At 71.8% G+C, this 15,924-nt stretch carries 17 protein-coding genes; 8 read left to right on the top strand and 9 right to left on the bottom strand.

The window, feature by feature from the left end:
• Positions 1 to 22: 22 nt before the first annotated feature.
• A complete protein-coding gene (locus tag BU204_RS03705; RefSeq protein ID WP_075124097.1) occupies positions 23 to 1,141 on the bottom strand; it encodes a steroid 3-ketoacyl-CoA thiolase in 1,119 nt (372 codons plus the stop codon).
• A gap of 108 nt (positions 1,142 to 1,249) precedes the next feature.
• Between BU204_RS03705 and BU204_RS03700 the strand changes: the two genes are divergently transcribed.
• Together BU204_RS03700 and BU204_RS03695 are read left to right on the top strand one after the other, a co-directional pair.
• Positions 1,250 to 2,476, top strand: a complete 1,227-nt coding sequence (locus BU204_RS03700; protein WP_075124187.1) for a cytochrome P450 — start codon at positions 1,250 to 1,252, stop codon at positions 2,474 to 2,476.
• Positions 2,477 to 2,572: 96 nt separating this feature from the next.
• Positions 2,573 to 2,953: a hypothetical protein gene (locus tag BU204_RS03695; RefSeq protein ID WP_075124096.1), complete on the top strand. Its 381-nt coding sequence runs from the start codon at positions 2,573 to 2,575 to the stop codon at positions 2,951 to 2,953.
• Here BU204_RS03695 and BU204_RS03690 read toward each other — a convergent pair.
• Genes BU204_RS03690 through BU204_RS03670 form a run of 5 tightly spaced genes read right to left on the bottom strand, consistent with a single transcriptional unit; the run spans position 2,934 to position 7,379 of the window.
• Positions 2,934 to 3,371, bottom strand: coding sequence for a nuclear transport factor 2 family protein (locus BU204_RS03690; RefSeq protein WP_075124095.1), 438 nt, complete (start codon positions 3,369 to 3,371; stop codon positions 2,934 to 2,936). The two genes, BU204_RS03695 and BU204_RS03690, sit on opposite strands and share 20 nt — an antisense overlap.
• On the bottom strand, positions 3,368 to 4,237 hold the full coding sequence (locus BU204_RS03685) for a TIGR03619 family F420-dependent LLM class oxidoreductase (RefSeq protein WP_075124094.1): 870 nt from the start codon (positions 4,235 to 4,237) through the stop codon (positions 3,368 to 3,370). Before BU204_RS03685 ends, BU204_RS03690 begins: the two co-directional genes overlap by 4 nt.
• The gene (locus BU204_RS03680; RefSeq protein ID WP_075124093.1) at positions 4,234 to 5,388 is read right to left on the bottom strand and encodes a thiolase domain-containing protein; all 1,155 of its coding nucleotides are present in this window, start codon (positions 5,386 to 5,388) and stop codon (positions 4,234 to 4,236) included. Before BU204_RS03680 ends, BU204_RS03685 begins: the two co-directional genes overlap by 4 nt.
• Entirely contained in the window at positions 5,389 to 6,426 is a 1,038-nt protein-coding gene (locus BU204_RS03675; RefSeq protein WP_075124092.1) for a thiolase domain-containing protein, read from the bottom strand.
• Positions 6,423 to 7,379 carry a Zn-ribbon domain-containing OB-fold protein gene (locus BU204_RS03670; RefSeq protein WP_075124091.1) on the bottom strand — a complete coding sequence of 319 codons (957 nt, stop codon included), beginning with the start codon at positions 7,377 to 7,379 and terminating at the stop codon, positions 6,423 to 6,425. Before BU204_RS03670 ends, BU204_RS03675 begins: the two co-directional genes overlap by 4 nt.
• A 76-nt stretch (positions 7,380 to 7,455) precedes the next feature.
• On the opposite strand from BU204_RS03670, the gene BU204_RS03665 reads away from it, so the two are divergent.
• Together BU204_RS03665 and BU204_RS03660 are read left to right on the top strand one after the other, a co-directional pair.
• Positions 7,456 to 8,496 (top strand): LLM class F420-dependent oxidoreductase, encoded by a 1,041-nt coding sequence (locus BU204_RS03665; RefSeq protein WP_075124186.1) that lies wholly within the window; start codon positions 7,456 to 7,458, stop codon positions 8,494 to 8,496.
• Positions 8,497 to 8,517: 21 nt separating this feature from the next.
• The gene (locus BU204_RS03660; RefSeq protein WP_075124090.1) at positions 8,518 to 10,065 is read left to right on the top strand and encodes an acyl-CoA synthetase; all 1,548 of its coding nucleotides are present in this window, start codon (positions 8,518 to 8,520) and stop codon (positions 10,063 to 10,065) included.
• Here BU204_RS03660 and BU204_RS03655 read toward each other — a convergent pair.
• On the bottom strand, positions 10,035 to 10,475 hold the full coding sequence (locus BU204_RS03655) for a winged helix-turn-helix transcriptional regulator (RefSeq protein WP_075124089.1): 441 nt from the start codon (positions 10,473 to 10,475) through the stop codon (positions 10,035 to 10,037). The genes BU204_RS03660 and BU204_RS03655 overlap by 31 nt on opposite strands.
• A gap of 72 nt (positions 10,476 to 10,547) precedes the next feature.
• Between BU204_RS03655 and BU204_RS03650 the strand changes: the two genes are divergently transcribed.
• Complete coding sequence (locus tag BU204_RS03650; protein ID WP_075124088.1) at positions 10,548 to 11,390, top strand: SDR family NAD(P)-dependent oxidoreductase; 843 nt, start codon at positions 10,548 to 10,550, stop codon at positions 11,388 to 11,390.
• Here BU204_RS03650 and BU204_RS03645 read toward each other — a convergent pair whose 3' ends face one another.
• Positions 11,391 to 12,173, bottom strand: coding sequence for a crotonase/enoyl-CoA hydratase family protein (locus BU204_RS03645; RefSeq protein WP_075124087.1), 783 nt, complete (start codon positions 12,171 to 12,173; stop codon positions 11,391 to 11,393). It lies immediately after the preceding gene.
• A gap of 59 nt (positions 12,174 to 12,232) precedes the next feature.
• Between BU204_RS03645 and BU204_RS03640 the strand changes: the two genes are divergently transcribed.
• From BU204_RS03640 to BU204_RS03630, 3 genes are read left to right on the top strand one after another with little or no spacing between them, the layout of a single operon-like run.
• Positions 12,233 to 13,867 (top strand): acyl-CoA synthetase, encoded by a 1,635-nt coding sequence (locus BU204_RS03640; RefSeq protein WP_075124086.1) that lies wholly within the window; start codon positions 12,233 to 12,235, stop codon positions 13,865 to 13,867.
• Positions 13,848 to 14,948, top strand: coding sequence for an NAD(P)H-dependent flavin oxidoreductase (locus BU204_RS03635; RefSeq protein WP_075124085.1), 1,101 nt, complete (start codon positions 13,848 to 13,850; stop codon positions 14,946 to 14,948). The genes BU204_RS03640 and BU204_RS03635 overlap by 20 nt, the downstream gene beginning before the upstream one ends.
• A gap of 21 nt (positions 14,949 to 14,969) precedes the next feature.
• Positions 14,970 to 15,524, top strand: a complete 555-nt coding sequence (locus tag BU204_RS03630) for an NUDIX domain-containing protein (protein ID WP_233159186.1) — start codon at positions 14,970 to 14,972, stop codon at positions 15,522 to 15,524.
• A 194-nt stretch (positions 15,525 to 15,718) separates the two neighbouring features.
• On the opposite strand, the gene BU204_RS03625 is transcribed toward BU204_RS03630, so the two are convergent.
• Positions 15,719 to 15,922: a DUF5302 domain-containing protein gene (locus BU204_RS03625; protein ID WP_075124083.1), complete on the bottom strand. Its 204-nt coding sequence runs from the start codon at positions 15,920 to 15,922 to the stop codon at positions 15,719 to 15,721.
• Positions 15,923 to 15,924 lie beyond the last annotated feature (2 nt).

Genomic DNA, 15,924 nt, shown 5'->3' with positions numbered 1-15,924 from the left:
ACCTAGCAGTTGCTTGGTCTCGTCAGCACCTCTCCAGGATCGTTCCGGTGGCCAGCGCGCCGCCCGCGCACATGGAGACCAGGGCCGTGGAGGCGTCCCGCCGCTCCAGCTCGTGCAGCGCCGTGGTGAGCAGGCGGGCGCCGGTGCCGCCGACCGGGTGGCCGAGCGCGATCGCCCCGCCGTTCACGTTGACCAGCGCGGGGTCGGGCTCGTGCACGGACATCCAGGACAGCACGACCGACGCGAACGCCTCGTTCACCTCGAACAGGTCGAGGTCGCCGATCTTCATCCCGGTCCTGGCCAGCAGCCGCTCGGTGGCCGCGACCGGGCCGTCCAGGAGGAAGTACGGCTCGGCGCCGACCAGGCACTGCGCGAGGATCCGCGCCCGCGGGGTCAACCCGAGCTCCCGCGCCCGGTCCTCGTCGACCACGAGCACGGCCGAAGCGCCGTCGGAGATCTGCGAGGACGTGCCGGCGGTGTGCAGGCCGCCCTCGACGACCGGCGCCAACCCGGCCAGGGCTGCCAGGCTCGTCTCGCGGAGCCCCTGGTCCCGCTCGACACCCGCCACCGGGACCACCTCGCGGTCGAAGTGCCCGGCCTCCCATGCCGCCCCGGCAAGCCGCTGCGAGCGCTCGCCGAACCGGTCGAGGTCCTCCCGGGACAGTCCACGACGGACCGCGATCCGCTCGGCGGCGAGGAACTGGTCCGGCTGGTCGATCGACCAGGACTCCGGGCGCGGCCTGCCAACGTCCACGCCGAGGTTGGCGCGCAGCGGCACCCGGCTCATCGCCTCCACCCCGCAGGCCACCCCGACGTCGATCGCCCCGACAGCGACCAGCCCGGCGACCAGGTGGGTGGCCTGCTGCGCGGAACCGCACTGGGCGTCCACCGTCGTGCACCCGGTCTCGGGCGGCAACCCGGCGTGCACCCAGGCGACCCGGGTGACGTTGTTCGACTGCTCCCCGGCCTGGGTGACGCACCCGCCGACCACCTGCTCGACGAGAACAGGTTCCACCCCTATTCGGGCGATCAGTGCGCGCTGCGCCGCGCCCAGCAGCTCGGCGGCGTGCACCCCGGCCAGGGCACCCCCGCGCTTGCCGATCGGAGTTCGCACCGCGTCCACGATCACCGGATTTCCCATGCCGTCAAAATAGAACGTGTTCTCGCAGCCAGCAAGGCACGCTTCACTTCCCGGTGGAGCCTGTGTTTCAATCGATAGAACGTGTTCCACCACTTCCGGAGGCACCACGTGTCCGCTCCGCGCATCCCAGACGGTTTCGACTTCACCGATCCCGACGTCTACGCAGAGCGCATCCCGGTCGAGCTGTTCGCCGAGCTGCGCCGCACCGCCCCGGTCTGGTGGAACGCACAGCCCCACGGCCTGGCGGGGTTCGGCGACGACGGCTACTGGGTGGTGAGCCGGCACGCGGACGTCAAGGAGGTCTCGCGGCACAGCGACGTCTTCTCCAGCGCCGAGAACACCGCGATCATCCGCTTCAACCCGGACATGACCCGGGAGAAGATCGAGGCCCAGCGGCTGATCATGCTCAACATCGATCCGCCGCACCATTCCAAGGTGCGTGGGATCGTGTCCCGGGGCTTCACCCCCAAGTCCATCGACCGGCTGCGGGACAAGCTGGCCGACCGGGCCGAGCGGATCGTCACCACCGCCAGGGCCAAGGGCGGCGGCGACTTCGTCACCCAGGTGGCGTGTGAGCTGCCGCTGCAGGCGATCGCCGAGCTGCTCGGCATCCCGCAGGACGACCGGCACAAGGTCTTCGACTGGTCCAACCAGATGGTGGCCTACGACGACCCGGAGTACTCGATCAACCCGGAGGCCGCCTCCGCCGAGCTGCTCGGCTACGCCTGGCACATGGCCGAGGAGCGCAAGAAGTGCCCGATGGACGACATCGTCACGACGCTGGTCAACGCGGACATCGACGGCGACGCGCTCGGCTCGGACGAGTTCGGCTTCTTCGTGCTGCTGCTCGCCGTGGCCGGCAACGAGACGACCCGCAACGCCATCTCGCACGGGATGCACGCGTTCCTGACCCACCCCGAGCAGTGGGAGCTGTTCAAGGAGCAGCGGCCGGCGACCGCGGCCGACGAGATCGTCCGCTTCTCCACCCCGGTGATGTCCTTCCAGCGCACGGCCACGCGCGACACCGAGCTGGGCGGGGTGTCGATCAGGAAGGGCGACCGGGTCGGCATGTTCTACAGCTCGGCGAACTTCGACACCGACGTCTTCGACGAGCCGGAGAAGTTCGACATCACCCGCGACCCGAACCCGCACCTGGGTTTCGGCGGCACCGGCGCCCACTACTGCGTGGGGGCCAACCTCGCCAAGGTGGAGATCGACCTGATCTTCAACGCCGTCGCCGACCACATGCCCGCCATCCGGTCCGCCGGCACGCCGCGCCGCCTGCGCTCCGGTTGGCTCAACGGCATCAAGGAGCTGCAGGTCGTCTACTCGTGACCCACCCGGCGGTTGCCCGATCGGGCAGCCGCGACGGCCCGGGCGCCCGCGCCCGCGGACACCTCAGCGCCGGCCGGGCCGACAAGGCTGTGCGGCATGGGTTCCCGGTGGTGTCTGGTACCGGTCACGGCGCTACTGGTCGCGGCCGGGTGCGCGTCCTCGGGTCCGGCCAGCGAGTTCTGCACCGGCTACGACGACACGATGCACGAGCTGGTCCTGGCCGCCCGCGACTACTCCGTCGCGCCGGAGGAGTTCCGCAGCCGGCTCGCCACGGCGAAGTCCACGGTGGCCCGGATGCGCGCGGAGGCGCCGGACGACCGGCTGCGGTCGGCGCTCGAGACCGCCTCGTTCACCTTCACCGTGTTCGGCTCCGACGAGCACCTGGCCGACTTCCTCACCAGGGCGGACTTCTCGGACAACGCAATGGTGCTGGCCTGTGCGGAGTACGGCGTGGAGATCAGGCCTGGCGCAGGGTAGCCATCGCCCGCTCGGTCTCCCAGAACGCCCGCATCGACACGATCAGGCCGGCCGCGTCCACCCGGTAGACGAACACCCCCTCGGTGTCCACCCGGGAACCGCCCGGCAGGAACGCGGTGATCGTGCCGACGTTGGCGACCTCGTCCCCCGCGGCGAACGAGTCGCGTATGTCGAACTGGAACCGCTCCACGCCGGCGATCGCCTTGTCCCAGAACGCGGCGATGGCCGCCCGGCCTCGGTGCCCGTCGCCGGTCGGGTCGAACATCGACACCCCGATGGGGTCCTCGACCACACCGTCCTCGGCGAACAGCGCCAGCCACTCCTCCTTGGCGCCCCGGGAGACCGCGTCCATCGAGCGGCGCGACGCCGCGCGCGCCGGGTGGGTGGTCTCCGGGCCGTGCCACGTCACCGCTGTCACAGCTTCCCCATGATCTCGTCTGCGAACCGCTTCATCCCGTCCTTCTTGTCCTGCAGCGAGCCGTCCAGCCCGACCCCGTAGAAGACCCACGGCACGACGATCGCGTCGGTCACGCCGATCTCGGCCTGGGCGCGGTAGCCGTCCAGGCCGAACCGGTCCACGCAGACCGCCTGGATCTCGAACGGCACGTCGGTACGGCCGTACTCGGTCCGCAGCTCGCCAACGCGGGCGATGACCGAGCGCAGGTCGTCGAACGAGATCATGGCCGAGGTCCAGCCGTCGCCGGTGCGCGCGGCGCGGCGCAGTGCCGGCTCGCTGTGCCCGCCGACGTAGAACGGCACCGGCTCGCTCGGCGCCGGGCTCATCCGCAACCGGCCGAAGTCGTAGAACCTGCCGTGGTACTCGACCATCCCGCCACGCAGGATCAGCCGCAGGACTTCCACCGCCTCGTCCGCGCGTGCTCCCCGGTGGTCGAACTCGGCCCCGCACCAGCGAGTCTCCTCCGGAGACCAACCCAGGCCGATGCCGAGGCCGAACCGGTTCCCGGTGAGGACGGCCACCGAGCCGACCTGGCGGGCCAGCAGGACCGGGTTGCGCGGGTTGAGCTTGAGCACCTGGGTGTAGAAGCGGATCCGGGAAGTGACCGCGGCCATCGACGCGGCCGCGACGAACGGGTCGACCCACGGCGTCTCCTCGGTCCAGAACCGGATGCCGTCCGGGGTGTACGGGTAGGACGCCGAGACCTCCTCGGAGTAGAACAGCGAGTCGGGCAGCGCGACCGAGGCGTACCCGCACTCCTCGGCGGTCCGCGCCAGCTCCCCGAGCTGCTCGAGTGGGCTCATCGCGACCGCGACGGTGAACTTCATGGCTTCTCCGCTCCCACCAGCCACATCGAGAAGTACTGCGAGCCGCCCCCGTAGGCGTGGCCGACCGCCCGGCGGGCACCGTCCACCTGGTGCTCACCCGCACGGCCCATCACCTGCATCGCCGCCTCGGCGAAGCGGAGCAGTCCGGAGGCGCCGATCGGGTTCGAGGACAGCACCCCACCCGACGGGTTGACCGGCAACCGGCCGCCGATCTCGGTCTCGCCCGCCTCGGTGAGCTTCCAGCCCTGGCCCTCGGCGGTGAACCCGAGGTTCTCCAACCACATCGGCTCGAACCAGGAGAACGGCACGTAGATCTCGGCGACGTCCACCTCGGACAGCGGGTCGGTGATGCCGGCCGCCCGCCACAGCGCCGCCGCCGCCTCCCGCCCCGCTCGGGGGTTGACCTGGTCACGCCCGGCGAACGTAGTCGGCTCGGTGCGCATCGCGGTGGCGTGGATCCAGGCCGCGTCCCGGCCGCGGGCGGCCCGCTCGTCGCCGAGCACGACCGCACACGCGCCGTCGGAGGACGGGCAGGTCTCGTCGTAGCGGATGGGGTCCCACAACATGGCCGAGGCCCGCACGGACTCCAGCGTGATGTCCGGCTGGCGCAGGTGCGCGTAGGGGTTTCGCGCGCCGTTGCGCCGGTCCTTCACCGCCACGATCGCGCCGACGTGCTCGGGGGCGCCGGAGCGGCGGATGTAGGAGCGCACGTGCGGGGCGAAGTACCCGCCCGCGCCGGCCCCGACCGGCATGTGGAACGGCGGCGAGATCGACAGCGCCCACATCGCGTTGGACTCGGACTGCTTCTCGAACGCGACAGCCAGCACCCTGGCGTGCTCGCCCCCGTGCACCAGGCTCGCCGCGACGTTCCCGGTCGACCCGCCGACCGAGCCAGCGGTGTGCACCCGCAGCAGCGGCTTGCCGGCCGCGCCGACGGCGTCGGCCAGCGCCAACTCGGGCATCATCACGCCCTCGAACAGGTCCGGCGCCTTGCCGAGCACCACCGCGTCGATGTCGGCCAGGTCCAGCCCGGCGTCGGCGAGCGCGCGGTCGACGGCCTCCCGGCAGAGGCCGCCCATCGACACGTCGGTGCGCCGCGCTCGGTGGTGGGTCTGCCCGACCCCGAGCACGGCGGCGCGTTCCCGGCCCATCTACTCGCCCTCCAGTACGCACACCAGGTTCTGCTGCAGCAGCGGGCCGCTGGTCGCGTGGGCGATCGCGCGCTCGCCGGGCGGCACCCGGGTGGCCGCCTCACCGATCCGGGCGAGCCCCGCGGCGAACATGGGGTTGCCGCAGAGCGGACCCCCGGAGGGGTTGACCGTCACCTCGTCGCCGAGGCGCAGCGCGCGGCGCAGCAGGATCTCCTGGTGGGTGAACGGCGCGTGCAGCTCCGCGAGCGTCGCGCCGTCGGTTCCGACGGCGGCCGCCGCGGCGGCCGTCGACGGGGACGCGGTGAGCTCGCGGGCGCCGAGCTGGGCGGACTCGACCCGGTGGGCCATGCCGATGATCCGCGCCGGGTTCGGGGTGAGCTCCCTGGCCCGCTCGGCGGTGGCCAGTACGACCACCGCCGCCCCGTCGGTGACCGGCGGGCAGTCGTGGCGGCGCAGGGGGTCGGCCAGGTAGGGCCGGTCCAGCAGTTCCTCGGCGGTGACCCGCTCGTGCACCTGGGCGTTCGGGTTCGCACCCCGGCTCCGTGCCGCGACCTCGGCCATGTCCTGCTCGGTCCACAGCCCCTGGTCGAGCCCCAGCCTGGCCTGCAGCCCGGCCACGCTCACCGCGTCCGGCCACAGTGGAGCGACGCTGTACGGGTCCAGCTGCATGGCCAGCACCCGGCGCAGCACACCCGCCGAGGACTTGCCGAACCCGTACACCAGTGCGGTGTCGACCTCGCCGGTGCGGATCTTCACCCAGGCCTCGTACAGCGCCCAGGCGGCGTCGGCCTCCACGTGAGACTCGTGGATGGGCGGGAAGGCGCCGATCGCGTCGACCGCGGCGATGAAGGAGAACGCCCGGCCGGCGAGGTAGTCCGAGGATCCCGAGCACCAGAACCCGATGTCCTGCTTGGCGAGCCCGGCGCCGTCGAGCGCCTCGCGGAGGATCGGCACGAGCATCTCGACACCGTTGGTGGTGCCGTGGGTCGCCCGCACGTTGGGCGCCTGGGCGAAGGAGACGATCGAGACGTCGGTCATAGGTGCCGCGCGTAGGTCTCGTAGGGAGCGTCCGGCTCCCCGGTCGGCCGAAAGTGGTCGATGTTCTCCAGTGTCGTCCCCCACTGCTCGCGCGGGCGCCAGGCTGCCTCGACCCGCATGCCCATCCGGACCTGATCGGGCGGACAGCCGAGCACCAGGTGCAGGAAGGCGATGTCGGCGCCGTCGAGGAGGATGTAGGCCGCCACGTACGGCGGCGGGATCCGCTGGCCGAGGAAGGGCACGTTGACCACGCAGAACGTGGTGACGATGCCGCGGTCGGGGAGCTCCACCTCCGTCTCCGTTGGCACGCCGTCGGTCGGGCAGGCGCCGCGCGGGGGGATGTACACCTTCTCGCACGCCGGGCACCGCTGCCCGAGCAGCCGGCCCTCCGCGAGCCCACGCAGGTACCGGCTCTCCTCGGGCGAGGCGGTGTGCATGTAGCTCAGGTGCACCGGCGTCGTGATCATCGCGACCTCGTCCGCCTCAGCGGCGGCACCGTCCTGGGCGGCCGGCTCCTCCTCGCCCGGTTCGAAGCAGGCGATGTCCCGGATGCCGTTGCCGCGCTCGACGGCCCAGCGGATCCGTACCCGCGCGCCCGTGCGCAGCACCGGGGCGTCAACCGCGTGCAGCAGTGGTGTGTCGGCCCCGTCGAGCAGCACGAAGGCCCAGCAGAACGGGTGCTCGAGCGGTTGCCCGGCGAGGGGTTCCGGCTGGGCGCACCAGGAGGTCACGGTCCCGGACGAGGCCACCTCGACCAGTTCGGTGAGCGCCTTCCCGGTGACCGGGTCGTACTCGGGCGGCGGCACGTGCACCCGGCCGTCACCACCTCGGGCACCGAGGACGCGCCGGCCGGCCAGGGCCGTGGCGAACCGGGTCAGCGTCGGGCCGAGCGAGCGGGTGTAGTCGAAACCGATGTCGAGAGGAGCGGACAGCGGCACCTGATCGACGGTCACGTCCCGAGTGAAACACGTTCTACTTTGTCGGGCAAGACCCGCTCCGGCCACCGCCGAACGATCTACGATGCGAACCATGAGGCTTGGACTGCAGCTCGGGTACTGGGGCGCGGGGATGCCGGAGAACGCCGCGGAGATGGTCACCGCGGCGGACGAGGCCGGGTTCGACGCGGTGTTCACCGCGGAGTCCTGGGGGTCGGACGTGTTCACCCCGCTCGCCTGGTGGGGAGCGGCGACAAGGCGGGTGCGGCTGGGCACGGCCGTCGCCCAGCTCTCGGCCAGGGCACCCACGGCCGCCGCCATGGCCGCGCTCACGCTCGACCACCTCTCCGGGGGGCGCGCGATCCTCGGGCTCGGCGTCTCCGGCCCTCAGGTCGTCGAGGGCTGGTACGGGGCTCCGTTCGGCAGGCCGCTGGCCCGCACCCGGGAGTACGTCTCGGTCGTGCGGCAGGTACTCGCCCGCGAGGCTCCGGTCACCAACGCCGGACCGCACTACCCACTGCCCTACACCGGCCCTGGTGCCGACGGCCTGGGCAAGCCGCTGCGCCCGATCACCCATCCGCTGCGGGCTGACCTGCCGATCTGGCTCGGCGCCGAGGGGCCGAAGAACGTGGCGCTGACCGCCGAGATCGCCGACGGGTGGCTCGCGGTCTACTTCAGCGCGACGCTCGCCGACCAGTACAACGCCTGGCTCGACGAGGGGTTCGCCCGACCGGGTGCCCGCCGGTCCCGGGCCGACTTCGAGGTCGCCGCGAACGCCTCGGTCACCGTCACCGACGACCCCGCCGCCGAGTACGACAGGCATCGGCCGGTCATCGCGCTCTACGCCGGCGGGATGGGTGCGGCGGAGAAGAACTTCCACGCGGACCTGTTCCGCCGCATGGGCTACGGCGAGGTCGTCGACGAGATCGGCGCCCGGTTCCGCGAGGGACGCCGCGCCGAGGCGGCCGCGGCGGTGCCCGACGAGCTCGTGGCCGAGACCGCGATCATCGGCGATGCCGACGAGGTCCGCCGCCGGGTCCGCGAGTGGGCCGACCGCGGGGTGACGATGCTGCTGGTCGGCTGCACCGACGCCGAGCAGGTGCGCCAGGTCGCGGAGGTCCTTGCCGAAGACTGAAACACGTTCTAAATTGGGGCGATGGCCTCGATCGGACTGTGGAACATCGCACGCGAGCGGCCGGACCACGTCGCCGTGGTCGACCCGGACGGCCGACGGCTGACCTACGGCGAGCTGGCCGACGCGGCCGACCGGTACGGGCGGGGCCTCCAGGCCATCGGCCTGCGACCGGGCGACTGCGTGGTGGTCATGCTGCCCAACGGCTTCGACCTCACGTCCGTCTACTTCGGAGCCTTTCAGACCGGCCTGTACGTGGTCATGGTCAACTGGCACCTGGTCGGCGCCGAGGTGGCGTACCTGATCGAGGACAGCGGGGCCAGGGCGTTTGTCGCCCACGAGCGGTTCGCCGAGGTGGCCGCGGAGGCCGCCGCCCGGGCCGGACTGCCAGCCGGCGCACGGTTCGCCGTCGGCGACGTCCCCGGCTTCACCCCGCTGCACCGGCTCGGCGAGGGGGAGAGCGGCCGGCCCGACGTCCGCACCGCTGGCTCGCCGATGCTCTACACCTCCGGCACCACCGGCCGGCCCAAGGGCGTCCGGCGCGCGCTGACCGGTGCCGACCCGGACGAGGTGCCCCCGGCGGCGCTGTGGTTCTTCGGCATCTTCGACCTGCGGCCGTTCGACGACCACGTGCACCTCTGCGGCTCGCCCATGTACCACACAGCGGTGCTGAACTTCGTCGCCAACTCCGTCCAACTGGGACATACGGCCGTCCTGATGGACCGCTGGCGGCCGGAGGAGATGCTCGCGCTGATCGAGCGGCACCGCGTCACCCACACCCACATGGTGCCCACCCAGTTCCACCGCCTCCTCGAGCTCCCCGAGGAGACCAGGAAGTCCTACGACGTCTCCTCGCTCCGGATGGTCATCCACGGCGCGGCACCCTGTCCGCAGGAGGTCAAGCGCAGGATGCTGGACTGGTGGGGGCCGGTGGTGACCGAGTACTACGCGGCAACCGAGGGCGGTGGCACCGCGATCAGCGCGACCGAGTGGCTGGCGAAGCCGGGCTCGGTCGGCAGGCCGTGGCCGGGCTCGGTCGTCCGGGTGCTGGACGAGGACGGCAACGAGCTCCCGCCCGGCGAGCCGGGGCTGGTCTACATGCGGATGGGGAAATCCACGTTCTCCTACCACAAGGACGAGGCGAAGACCCGGGCCGCGCGCGTGGGTGAGCTGTTCACCCTCGGCGACATCGGCCACCTCGACGAGGACGGCTACCTCTTCCTGCGCGACCGCAAGAACGACATGATCATCTCGGGCGGGGTGAACGTCTACCCCGCGGAGATCGAGAACGAGCTCGCCTGCCATCCCAAGGTGGCCGACGTCGCCGTGTTCGGCGTCCCGCACGCGGACTGGGGCGAGGAGATCAAGGCCGTGGTGCAGCCGGCACCCGGCACGAGCCCGGGGCCCGCGCTGACCGAGGAGCTGCTCGCCTTCGCCGCCGGACGGCTGGCCAAGTTCAAGATCCCCCGGTCCATCGACTACCTCGACCAGCTACCCCGCGACCCGAACGGCAAGCTGTACAAGCGAAAGCTGCGCGACCCCTACTGGGCGGGCCGCGAGCGGGCCATCTGACCGTCCTCGCCCGTGGCCCGACCCCGCGCGGCGGTGATCTCCCCGTGGTGGGCGACGGCCCAGTCGGCGAGTCCCGACAGCGGCGGGAGCAGGCTGCGCCCGAGCGGGGTCAGTCCGTACTCGACGGACGGTGGCACCGTCGGGTGCACCTCCCGCTCGACGAGCCCGTCCTGTTCGAGCGTCCGCAGTGTCCTGGTCAGCATCCGCTGGCTGATGCCGTCGACCGACCGGTGCAGCTCGTTGAACCGGTGCCGGCGCCGGCCGAGCAGGACGACGACGAGCACTGTCCACTTGTCGCCGATGCGGCGCAGGACGTCGGTGACCGGGCATGCCCCGTACTCGTCGGCCGGAACCGGGTGCGGCAGCGGCGCGCTCACCAGGGAGGGCACCTCCGTGTGCGTACCGGACATGGAACTGCCTTCTTCCCTCGCGCGGTCGCCCCGCCGATAGTGGGGCCGGAACCCGAGGCTACTGGAGGAACGATGGCCGCTCAGCCACGCAGGACCGTGGTGATCAGCGGGGCGACGAGCGGCATGGGCCGAGCCACCGCGCTCGCCCGGCTCGACCGCGGCGACACCGTGATCGCGATCGGCAGCAGTGCCGCCAGGGGACGCTCCCTGGTGGAGCAGGCGGCGGCCGGCGACCGCCTGTGCTTCGTCCACGCGGACCTGAGCTCGGTTGCCGAGAACGAGCGGGTGGTCGCGGAGATCGGCCGGGACAACCCCGTGGTGGACGCGCTGGTGCTGTTCGCGAACCGGCCGAGCCCGCGTCGGGTGGAGACGGCCGAGGGACTCGAGCACACCTTCGCCCTCTACTACCTGAGCCGGTACCTGCTGGCCCGCGGGCTGACCCCGGCCCTGGACGCCGCGGCCGACCCGGTGGTCGTCAGCGTCGCCGGCGTCGGCACCACCGCCGGCTCGATCCACTGGGACGACCTCCAGCTGACCCGCCGGTACGGCACGGTGCGCGCCCAGCTCCAGGCCGGCCGCGCCAACGACCTGCTCGGCGTGGCCTTCGCCGAGCAGCATGCGGGGCGAGCCCGGTTCGTGTTGTACCACCCCGGTTTCACCCGCAGCGGCGACCTGTCCCCGCTCAACCCGCTCGCCCGGGCGGTGATCAGGTCGCTCGCCCGGGTCGCCGCCCGGCCGGTGGCCGAGGCGATCGAGCCCATCCACGGCTTCCTGGACCACCCCCCGCGGGAGGCACTCACCGCGGTCGACCGCGGCACGCTGGTCGACCCCTCGCTGCCGACGCTGAACCGGAAGGACGCGCTCCGGCTCGCCCGGGTCACCGAGGACCTGCTCCGGACCCTGCGCGCCGGTTGATCAACGGCCGCGGAACTCCGGGCGCCGCTTCTCCGCGAACGCCTTGGGCCCCTCGCGCGCGTCCTCGCTGGCGAACACCTCCATGCCGAGCCGGGCGTCCACCCGGAACGCCTCGTTCTCCGGCATGCCCTCGGTCTCGCGCATGGTGCGCAGGATCGCTCGCACCGCGAGCGGACCGTTGGCGGCGATGGTCCCGGCGACCTCCATGGCCCGTTCCAGCGCCGTGCCGTCCGGGACGACCTGACCCACCAGCCCGATCGACAACGCCTCCGTCGCCGTGAGGTGGCGGCCGGTCAGCAGCAGGTCCGCGGCCAGCGTGTAGGGGACCTGCCGGGGCAGGCGCACCGCCGACCCCCCGAGCGGGAACAGCCCCCACCTCGCCTCCGACACCCCGAACCGCGCGCTGCGGCCGGCGATCCGGATGTCGGTCGCCTGGAGGATCTCTGTGCCGCCCGCGATCGCCGGGCCCTCCACGGCGGCGACCAGCGGCTTGGTCAGCCGCCGGCCCTTGAGCAGCGGCTCGATCACCGACAGGTCCCACTCCCCGGAGGAGAAGCTGTCGCCGGGGTGGGTACTGGTCATCGCCTTGAGGTCGGCGCCGGCGCAGAACGCGCCGCCTGCACCGGTCAGCACGCAGACCCGGATGTCCTCGTCGCGGTCGACGCGGTCCCAGGCCTCCCGCATGATCGCCATCATCTCCGCGGACAACGCGTTGCGCGCCCGCGGGCGGTTCATCGTGACGATCAGTACGTGACCGTCCTGGTCGACGAGGCAGTCCGGCATGCGCGGCTCCCGGGTGACGAGGGATTGCCAGGAACGATAACACGTTCTAGTTTGGTCTCGTGGCACTGAATATCGCGGACCTTTTCGAGCATGCCGCCGACGCTTTTCCGGAGCGGGTCGCGATCGCCTGCGGGGAGCGGAGCGCGACCTACGCCGACCTCGAACGGCGGGCCAACCGGCTCGCGCACCACCTCGCCGGTCAGGGCTTCGGCCCGGGTGACCACATCGGGCTGTACAGCAGGAACTCGATCGAGGCGATCGAGACGATCCTCGCCGCCTACAAGCTGCGTGCCGTCGTCATCAACGTCAACTACCGCTACGTCGAGAACGAGTTGCGATACCTGTTCGACGACGCCGACCTCGCCGCCGTCGTGCACGAGCGCCGGTTCGCCCCGCTCGTCGACGCGGTCGTGCCGCACACGCCGACGGTGCGGCACCGGCTCGTCGTGGCGGACGGCACCGACACCGCGTTCGACGGCACCGCCTACGAGGAGGCGCTGGCCGGGGGGTCCGATGCCCGCGACTTCCCCGAGCGCAGCGGTGACGACCTCTACATCCTGTTCACCGGCGGGACGACCGGAAAGCCCAAGGGCGTGATGTGGCGGCACGAGGACGTGTGGCGCGTGCTCGGCGGGGGCATCGACTTCGTCACCGGCGAGGCGTTGCCCGACGAGTGGGAGCAGTCGCGGCGGGGCGCGGACTCCCCGGGCATGACCCGGCTCGCGTGCGCACCGCTGATCCACGGCGCCGCGCAGTGGGCGGCGCTCGCCGCGCTCTTCGGCGGCGACACGGTCGTGCTGATGCCGCAGTTCGACCCGCACGAAGTGTGGCGGGCGGTGGCCCGCCACCAGGTGCGGGTGCTGACGATCGTCGGCGACGCCATGGCCCGGCCGCTGATCGAGGCGTACGAGCGGGGCGGGTACGACGCCTCCAGCCTGGTCGCGATCTCCAGCCACGCGGCGCTGTTCTCCCGGTCGGTCAAGGACCAGTATCTGGCCGCGCTGCCGAATGTCGTGCTCACCGACGCGATCGGCTCCTCGGAGTCCGGGTTCAACGGCCTGGCGATGGTGGTCAAGGGCGCACCGCAGAGCGGCGGCGGACCGACCGTCCGCGGGGGCCCGGACACGGTGGTGATCGGCGAGGACGACCGGCCGGTGGCACCCGGTCAGGTCGGCCGGCTCGCCCGGGGCGGTCACGTCCCGCTCGGCTACTACAAGGACCCGGAGAAGAGCGCGACGATCTTCGTGGAGATCGACGGAGCTCGCCACGTGGTGCCGGGCGACTACGCCCGGCTCGAGGAGGACGGCTCGATCACGTTGCTGGGCCGGGGGAACGTCAGCATCAACACCGCCGGGGAGAAGGTGTTTCCCGAGGAGGTCGAGGCGGCGCTGAAGTCCCACCCGGACGTGTTCGACGCGCTCGTCGTCGGGGTGCCCGACGAGCGGCTCGGCCAGCGGGTGGCCGCGCTCGTCCAGCCGAGGAGCGGTACGACGATCGACTTCGCCGCACTGGACGCGCACGTGCGGACCCAGGTGGCCGGGTACAAGACCCCGCGCAGCCTCTGGGTCGTGGACCAGGTCGGCCGGGCGCCGAGCGCGAAACCGGACTACCGCTGGGCGAAGGAGTACACCTCGACGCACGTGCCGACCTGGCAGGCCACCGCTGGAGGCACGCATGCGCAGCTCTCTGTGTGAGACCTTCGGCGTCGAGCACCCGATCTTCGGGTTCACCCCGTCCGAGCACGTCGCGGCCGCGATCAGTCGAGCCGGCGGGCTCGGCGTGCTCGGCTGCGTGCGGTACAACGACCCGGCCGAGCTCGACGCCGCACTGTCCTGGATGGACGAGAACACCGACGGTCGGCCCTACGGGGTGGACATCGTCATGCCGGCGAAGGTTCCGACCGAGGGCACGCCGACCGACCTGTCCGCGCTGATCCCGCCGGGGCACCGGGCGTTCGTGGAACAGACGCTGGTGAAGCTGGGCGTGCCTCCGTTGGGCGAGGCCGCGAACCAGGCCGGGGTGCTCGGCTGGTTGCACTCGGTCGCTCGCTCCCATGTGGACGTCTCGCTGGAGCACCGCCCGGCCCTGATCGCGAACGCGCTCGGCTCGCCCCCGGCGGACGTGATCGAGCGGGCACACGCCGCGGGGGTACCGGTGGCGGCGCTGGCCGGCAAGGCCGAGCACGCGGTGCGGCACGTGGAGAACGGCGTCGACCTCGTCGTGGCCCAGGGCTACGAGGCGGGCGGGCACACCGGGGAGATCGCGTCGATGGTGCTCGTGCCCGAGGTGGTAGACGCGGTCGGTGACCGGGTCCCGGTGCTCGCCGCCGGCGGCATCGGCAGCGGCCGGCAGGTGCTCGCCGCACTGGCGCTCGGCGCCACCGGGGTGTGGATGGGCTCCTACTGGCTGACCACCGCCGAGTACCGACTCGGCGGCGACCAGAACGCGTTGCAGCGCGCCCTGGTCAGGGCGGGCTCGGCCGACACCGTCCGCTCCCGGATCTACACCGGCAAGCCCGCGCGGTTGCTACGCAACCGCTGGACCGAGGCCTGGTCGGAGCCGGACGCGCCGGAGCCGCTGCCCATGCCGCTGCAGAACCTCCTGGTCGGCGAGGCCCACCAGCGCATGATGCGGGCCGGCGACCCGGACGTGGTCGCGATGCCGGTCGGCCAGATCGTCGGCAGGATGAACGAGGTGCGCCCGGTCGCGGAGGTGATGGCCGCGCTGCTGGCCGAGCTGGAGGAGGCCCGGTCCCGGTTGGACAAGGTCGTCTAGCGTCCGGGCAGACTGGACGGTGTGAGCGACCAGCCTGCCATCAGGACCCTGTCCACCCGCGTGGTCTACCAGAACCCGTGGCTGACCCTGCGCGAGGACGAGATCGAGCGCCAGGACGGCTCGCGCGGGATCTACTCGGTCATCGACAAGCCGGACTTCGCCGTCGTCATCCCGATGGCCGACGGCGGGTTCCACCTCGTCGAGCAGTACCGCTACCCGCTACGGGGCCGCTACTGGGAGTTCCCGCAGGGCGCGTTCCCGCAGGGCAGGAGTGGCACCCCCGAGGAACTGGCCGCCGCCGAGCTCGCCGAGGAGACCGGTTTCACCGCCAGGAACCTGGACCGTCTCGGCTACCTGAACAGCGCCCACGGCTACAGCGGCCAGGGCTTCCACGTGTTCCTGGCCACCGACCTCACCCCAGGTCCACCACAAAGGGAGGTCGAGGAGCAGGACATGCGCCAACAGTGGTTCCCCCGCGACGAGGTAGAACGCATGCTCCGCGACGGCATCATCACCGACGACTCCTCCCTGGCCGCCTACCTCCTACTGACCATGCGAGAGCGAGACCGCACCTGAGGACGAGGAAGAAGGAAGCTCCCTACACTCCCCCCGGCTCCCTCATACTGGCCATCCCGTAGCTCCGGGTGATCGGAGTCAAGGGTCGAGCGAAGCGAGATCGCGCCAGCGACGCCGAAGGCGCCCTTTACTTCGAGCACCCGGAGTACGACGATCACGGCCGAGGGAGCAGCCCCGTGGCCTCGGGAACAGACTTACCCCGACTTACGACGGAAAGTACTCCGCTTGGCCGAGGCAGGCCCGTGAGCGTCGTGCACCTTGGACCGCGCGTCCGCGTGCTCCTCACCGCTACGCGTTTTGGCCTGCTTGCGCTCCAGCGCCTCGCGGAAACGCTGTTTCACGTCGGGCTGCGACTCGTCCTGCTCGTCGGCGGCGGCGGGCTCGGGTGTGTCGGACATGC

This window comes from Actinophytocola xanthii, assembly GCF_001921205.1.
Lineage (GTDB): Bacteria > Actinomycetota > Actinomycetes > Mycobacteriales > Pseudonocardiaceae > Actinophytocola > Actinophytocola xanthii.
Note: the sequence above shows the minus strand (reverse complement) of the source record. Positions and strands in the feature narration are given on the sequence as shown.

What these genes read in the sequence shown, in the direction of transcription:
- BU204_RS03705 (WP_075124097.1), bottom strand. Translation starts at nt 1,141, where the DNA reads ATGGGAAATCCGGTGATCGTGGACGCGGTGCGAACTCCGATCGGCAAG.
- BU204_RS03695 (WP_075124096.1), top strand. Translation starts at nt 2,573, where the DNA reads ATGGGTTCCCGGTGGTGTCTGGTACCGGTCACGGCGCTACTGGTCGCG.
- BU204_RS03685 (WP_075124094.1), bottom strand. Translation starts at nt 4,237, where the DNA reads ATGAAGTTCACCGTCGCGGTCGCGATGAGCCCACTCGAGCAGCTCGGG.
- BU204_RS03680 (WP_075124093.1), bottom strand. Translation starts at nt 5,388, where the DNA reads ATGGGCCGGGAACGCGCCGCCGTGCTCGGGGTCGGGCAGACCCACCAC.
- BU204_RS03675 (WP_075124092.1), bottom strand. Translation starts at nt 6,426, where the DNA reads ATGACCGACGTCTCGATCGTCTCCTTCGCCCAGGCGCCCAACGTGCGG.
- BU204_RS03665 (WP_075124186.1), top strand. Translation starts at nt 7,456, where the DNA reads ATGAGGCTTGGACTGCAGCTCGGGTACTGGGGCGCGGGGATGCCGGAG.
- BU204_RS03660 (WP_075124090.1), top strand. Translation starts at nt 8,518, where the DNA reads ATGGCCTCGATCGGACTGTGGAACATCGCACGCGAGCGGCCGGACCAC.
- BU204_RS03655 (WP_075124089.1), bottom strand. Translation starts at nt 10,475, where the DNA reads ATGTCCGGTACGCACACGGAGGTGCCCTCCCTGGTGAGCGCGCCGCTG.
- BU204_RS03650 (WP_075124088.1), top strand. Translation starts at nt 10,548, where the DNA reads ATGGCCGCTCAGCCACGCAGGACCGTGGTGATCAGCGGGGCGACGAGC.
- BU204_RS03645 (WP_075124087.1), bottom strand. Translation starts at nt 12,173, where the DNA reads ATGCCGGACTGCCTCGTCGACCAGGACGGTCACGTACTGATCGTCACG.
- BU204_RS03635 (WP_075124085.1), top strand. Translation starts at nt 13,848, where the DNA reads ATGCGCAGCTCTCTGTGTGAGACCTTCGGCGTCGAGCACCCGATCTTC.
- BU204_RS03625 (WP_075124083.1), bottom strand. Translation starts at nt 15,922, where the DNA reads ATGTCCGACACACCCGAGCCCGCCGCCGCCGACGAGCAGGACGAGTCG.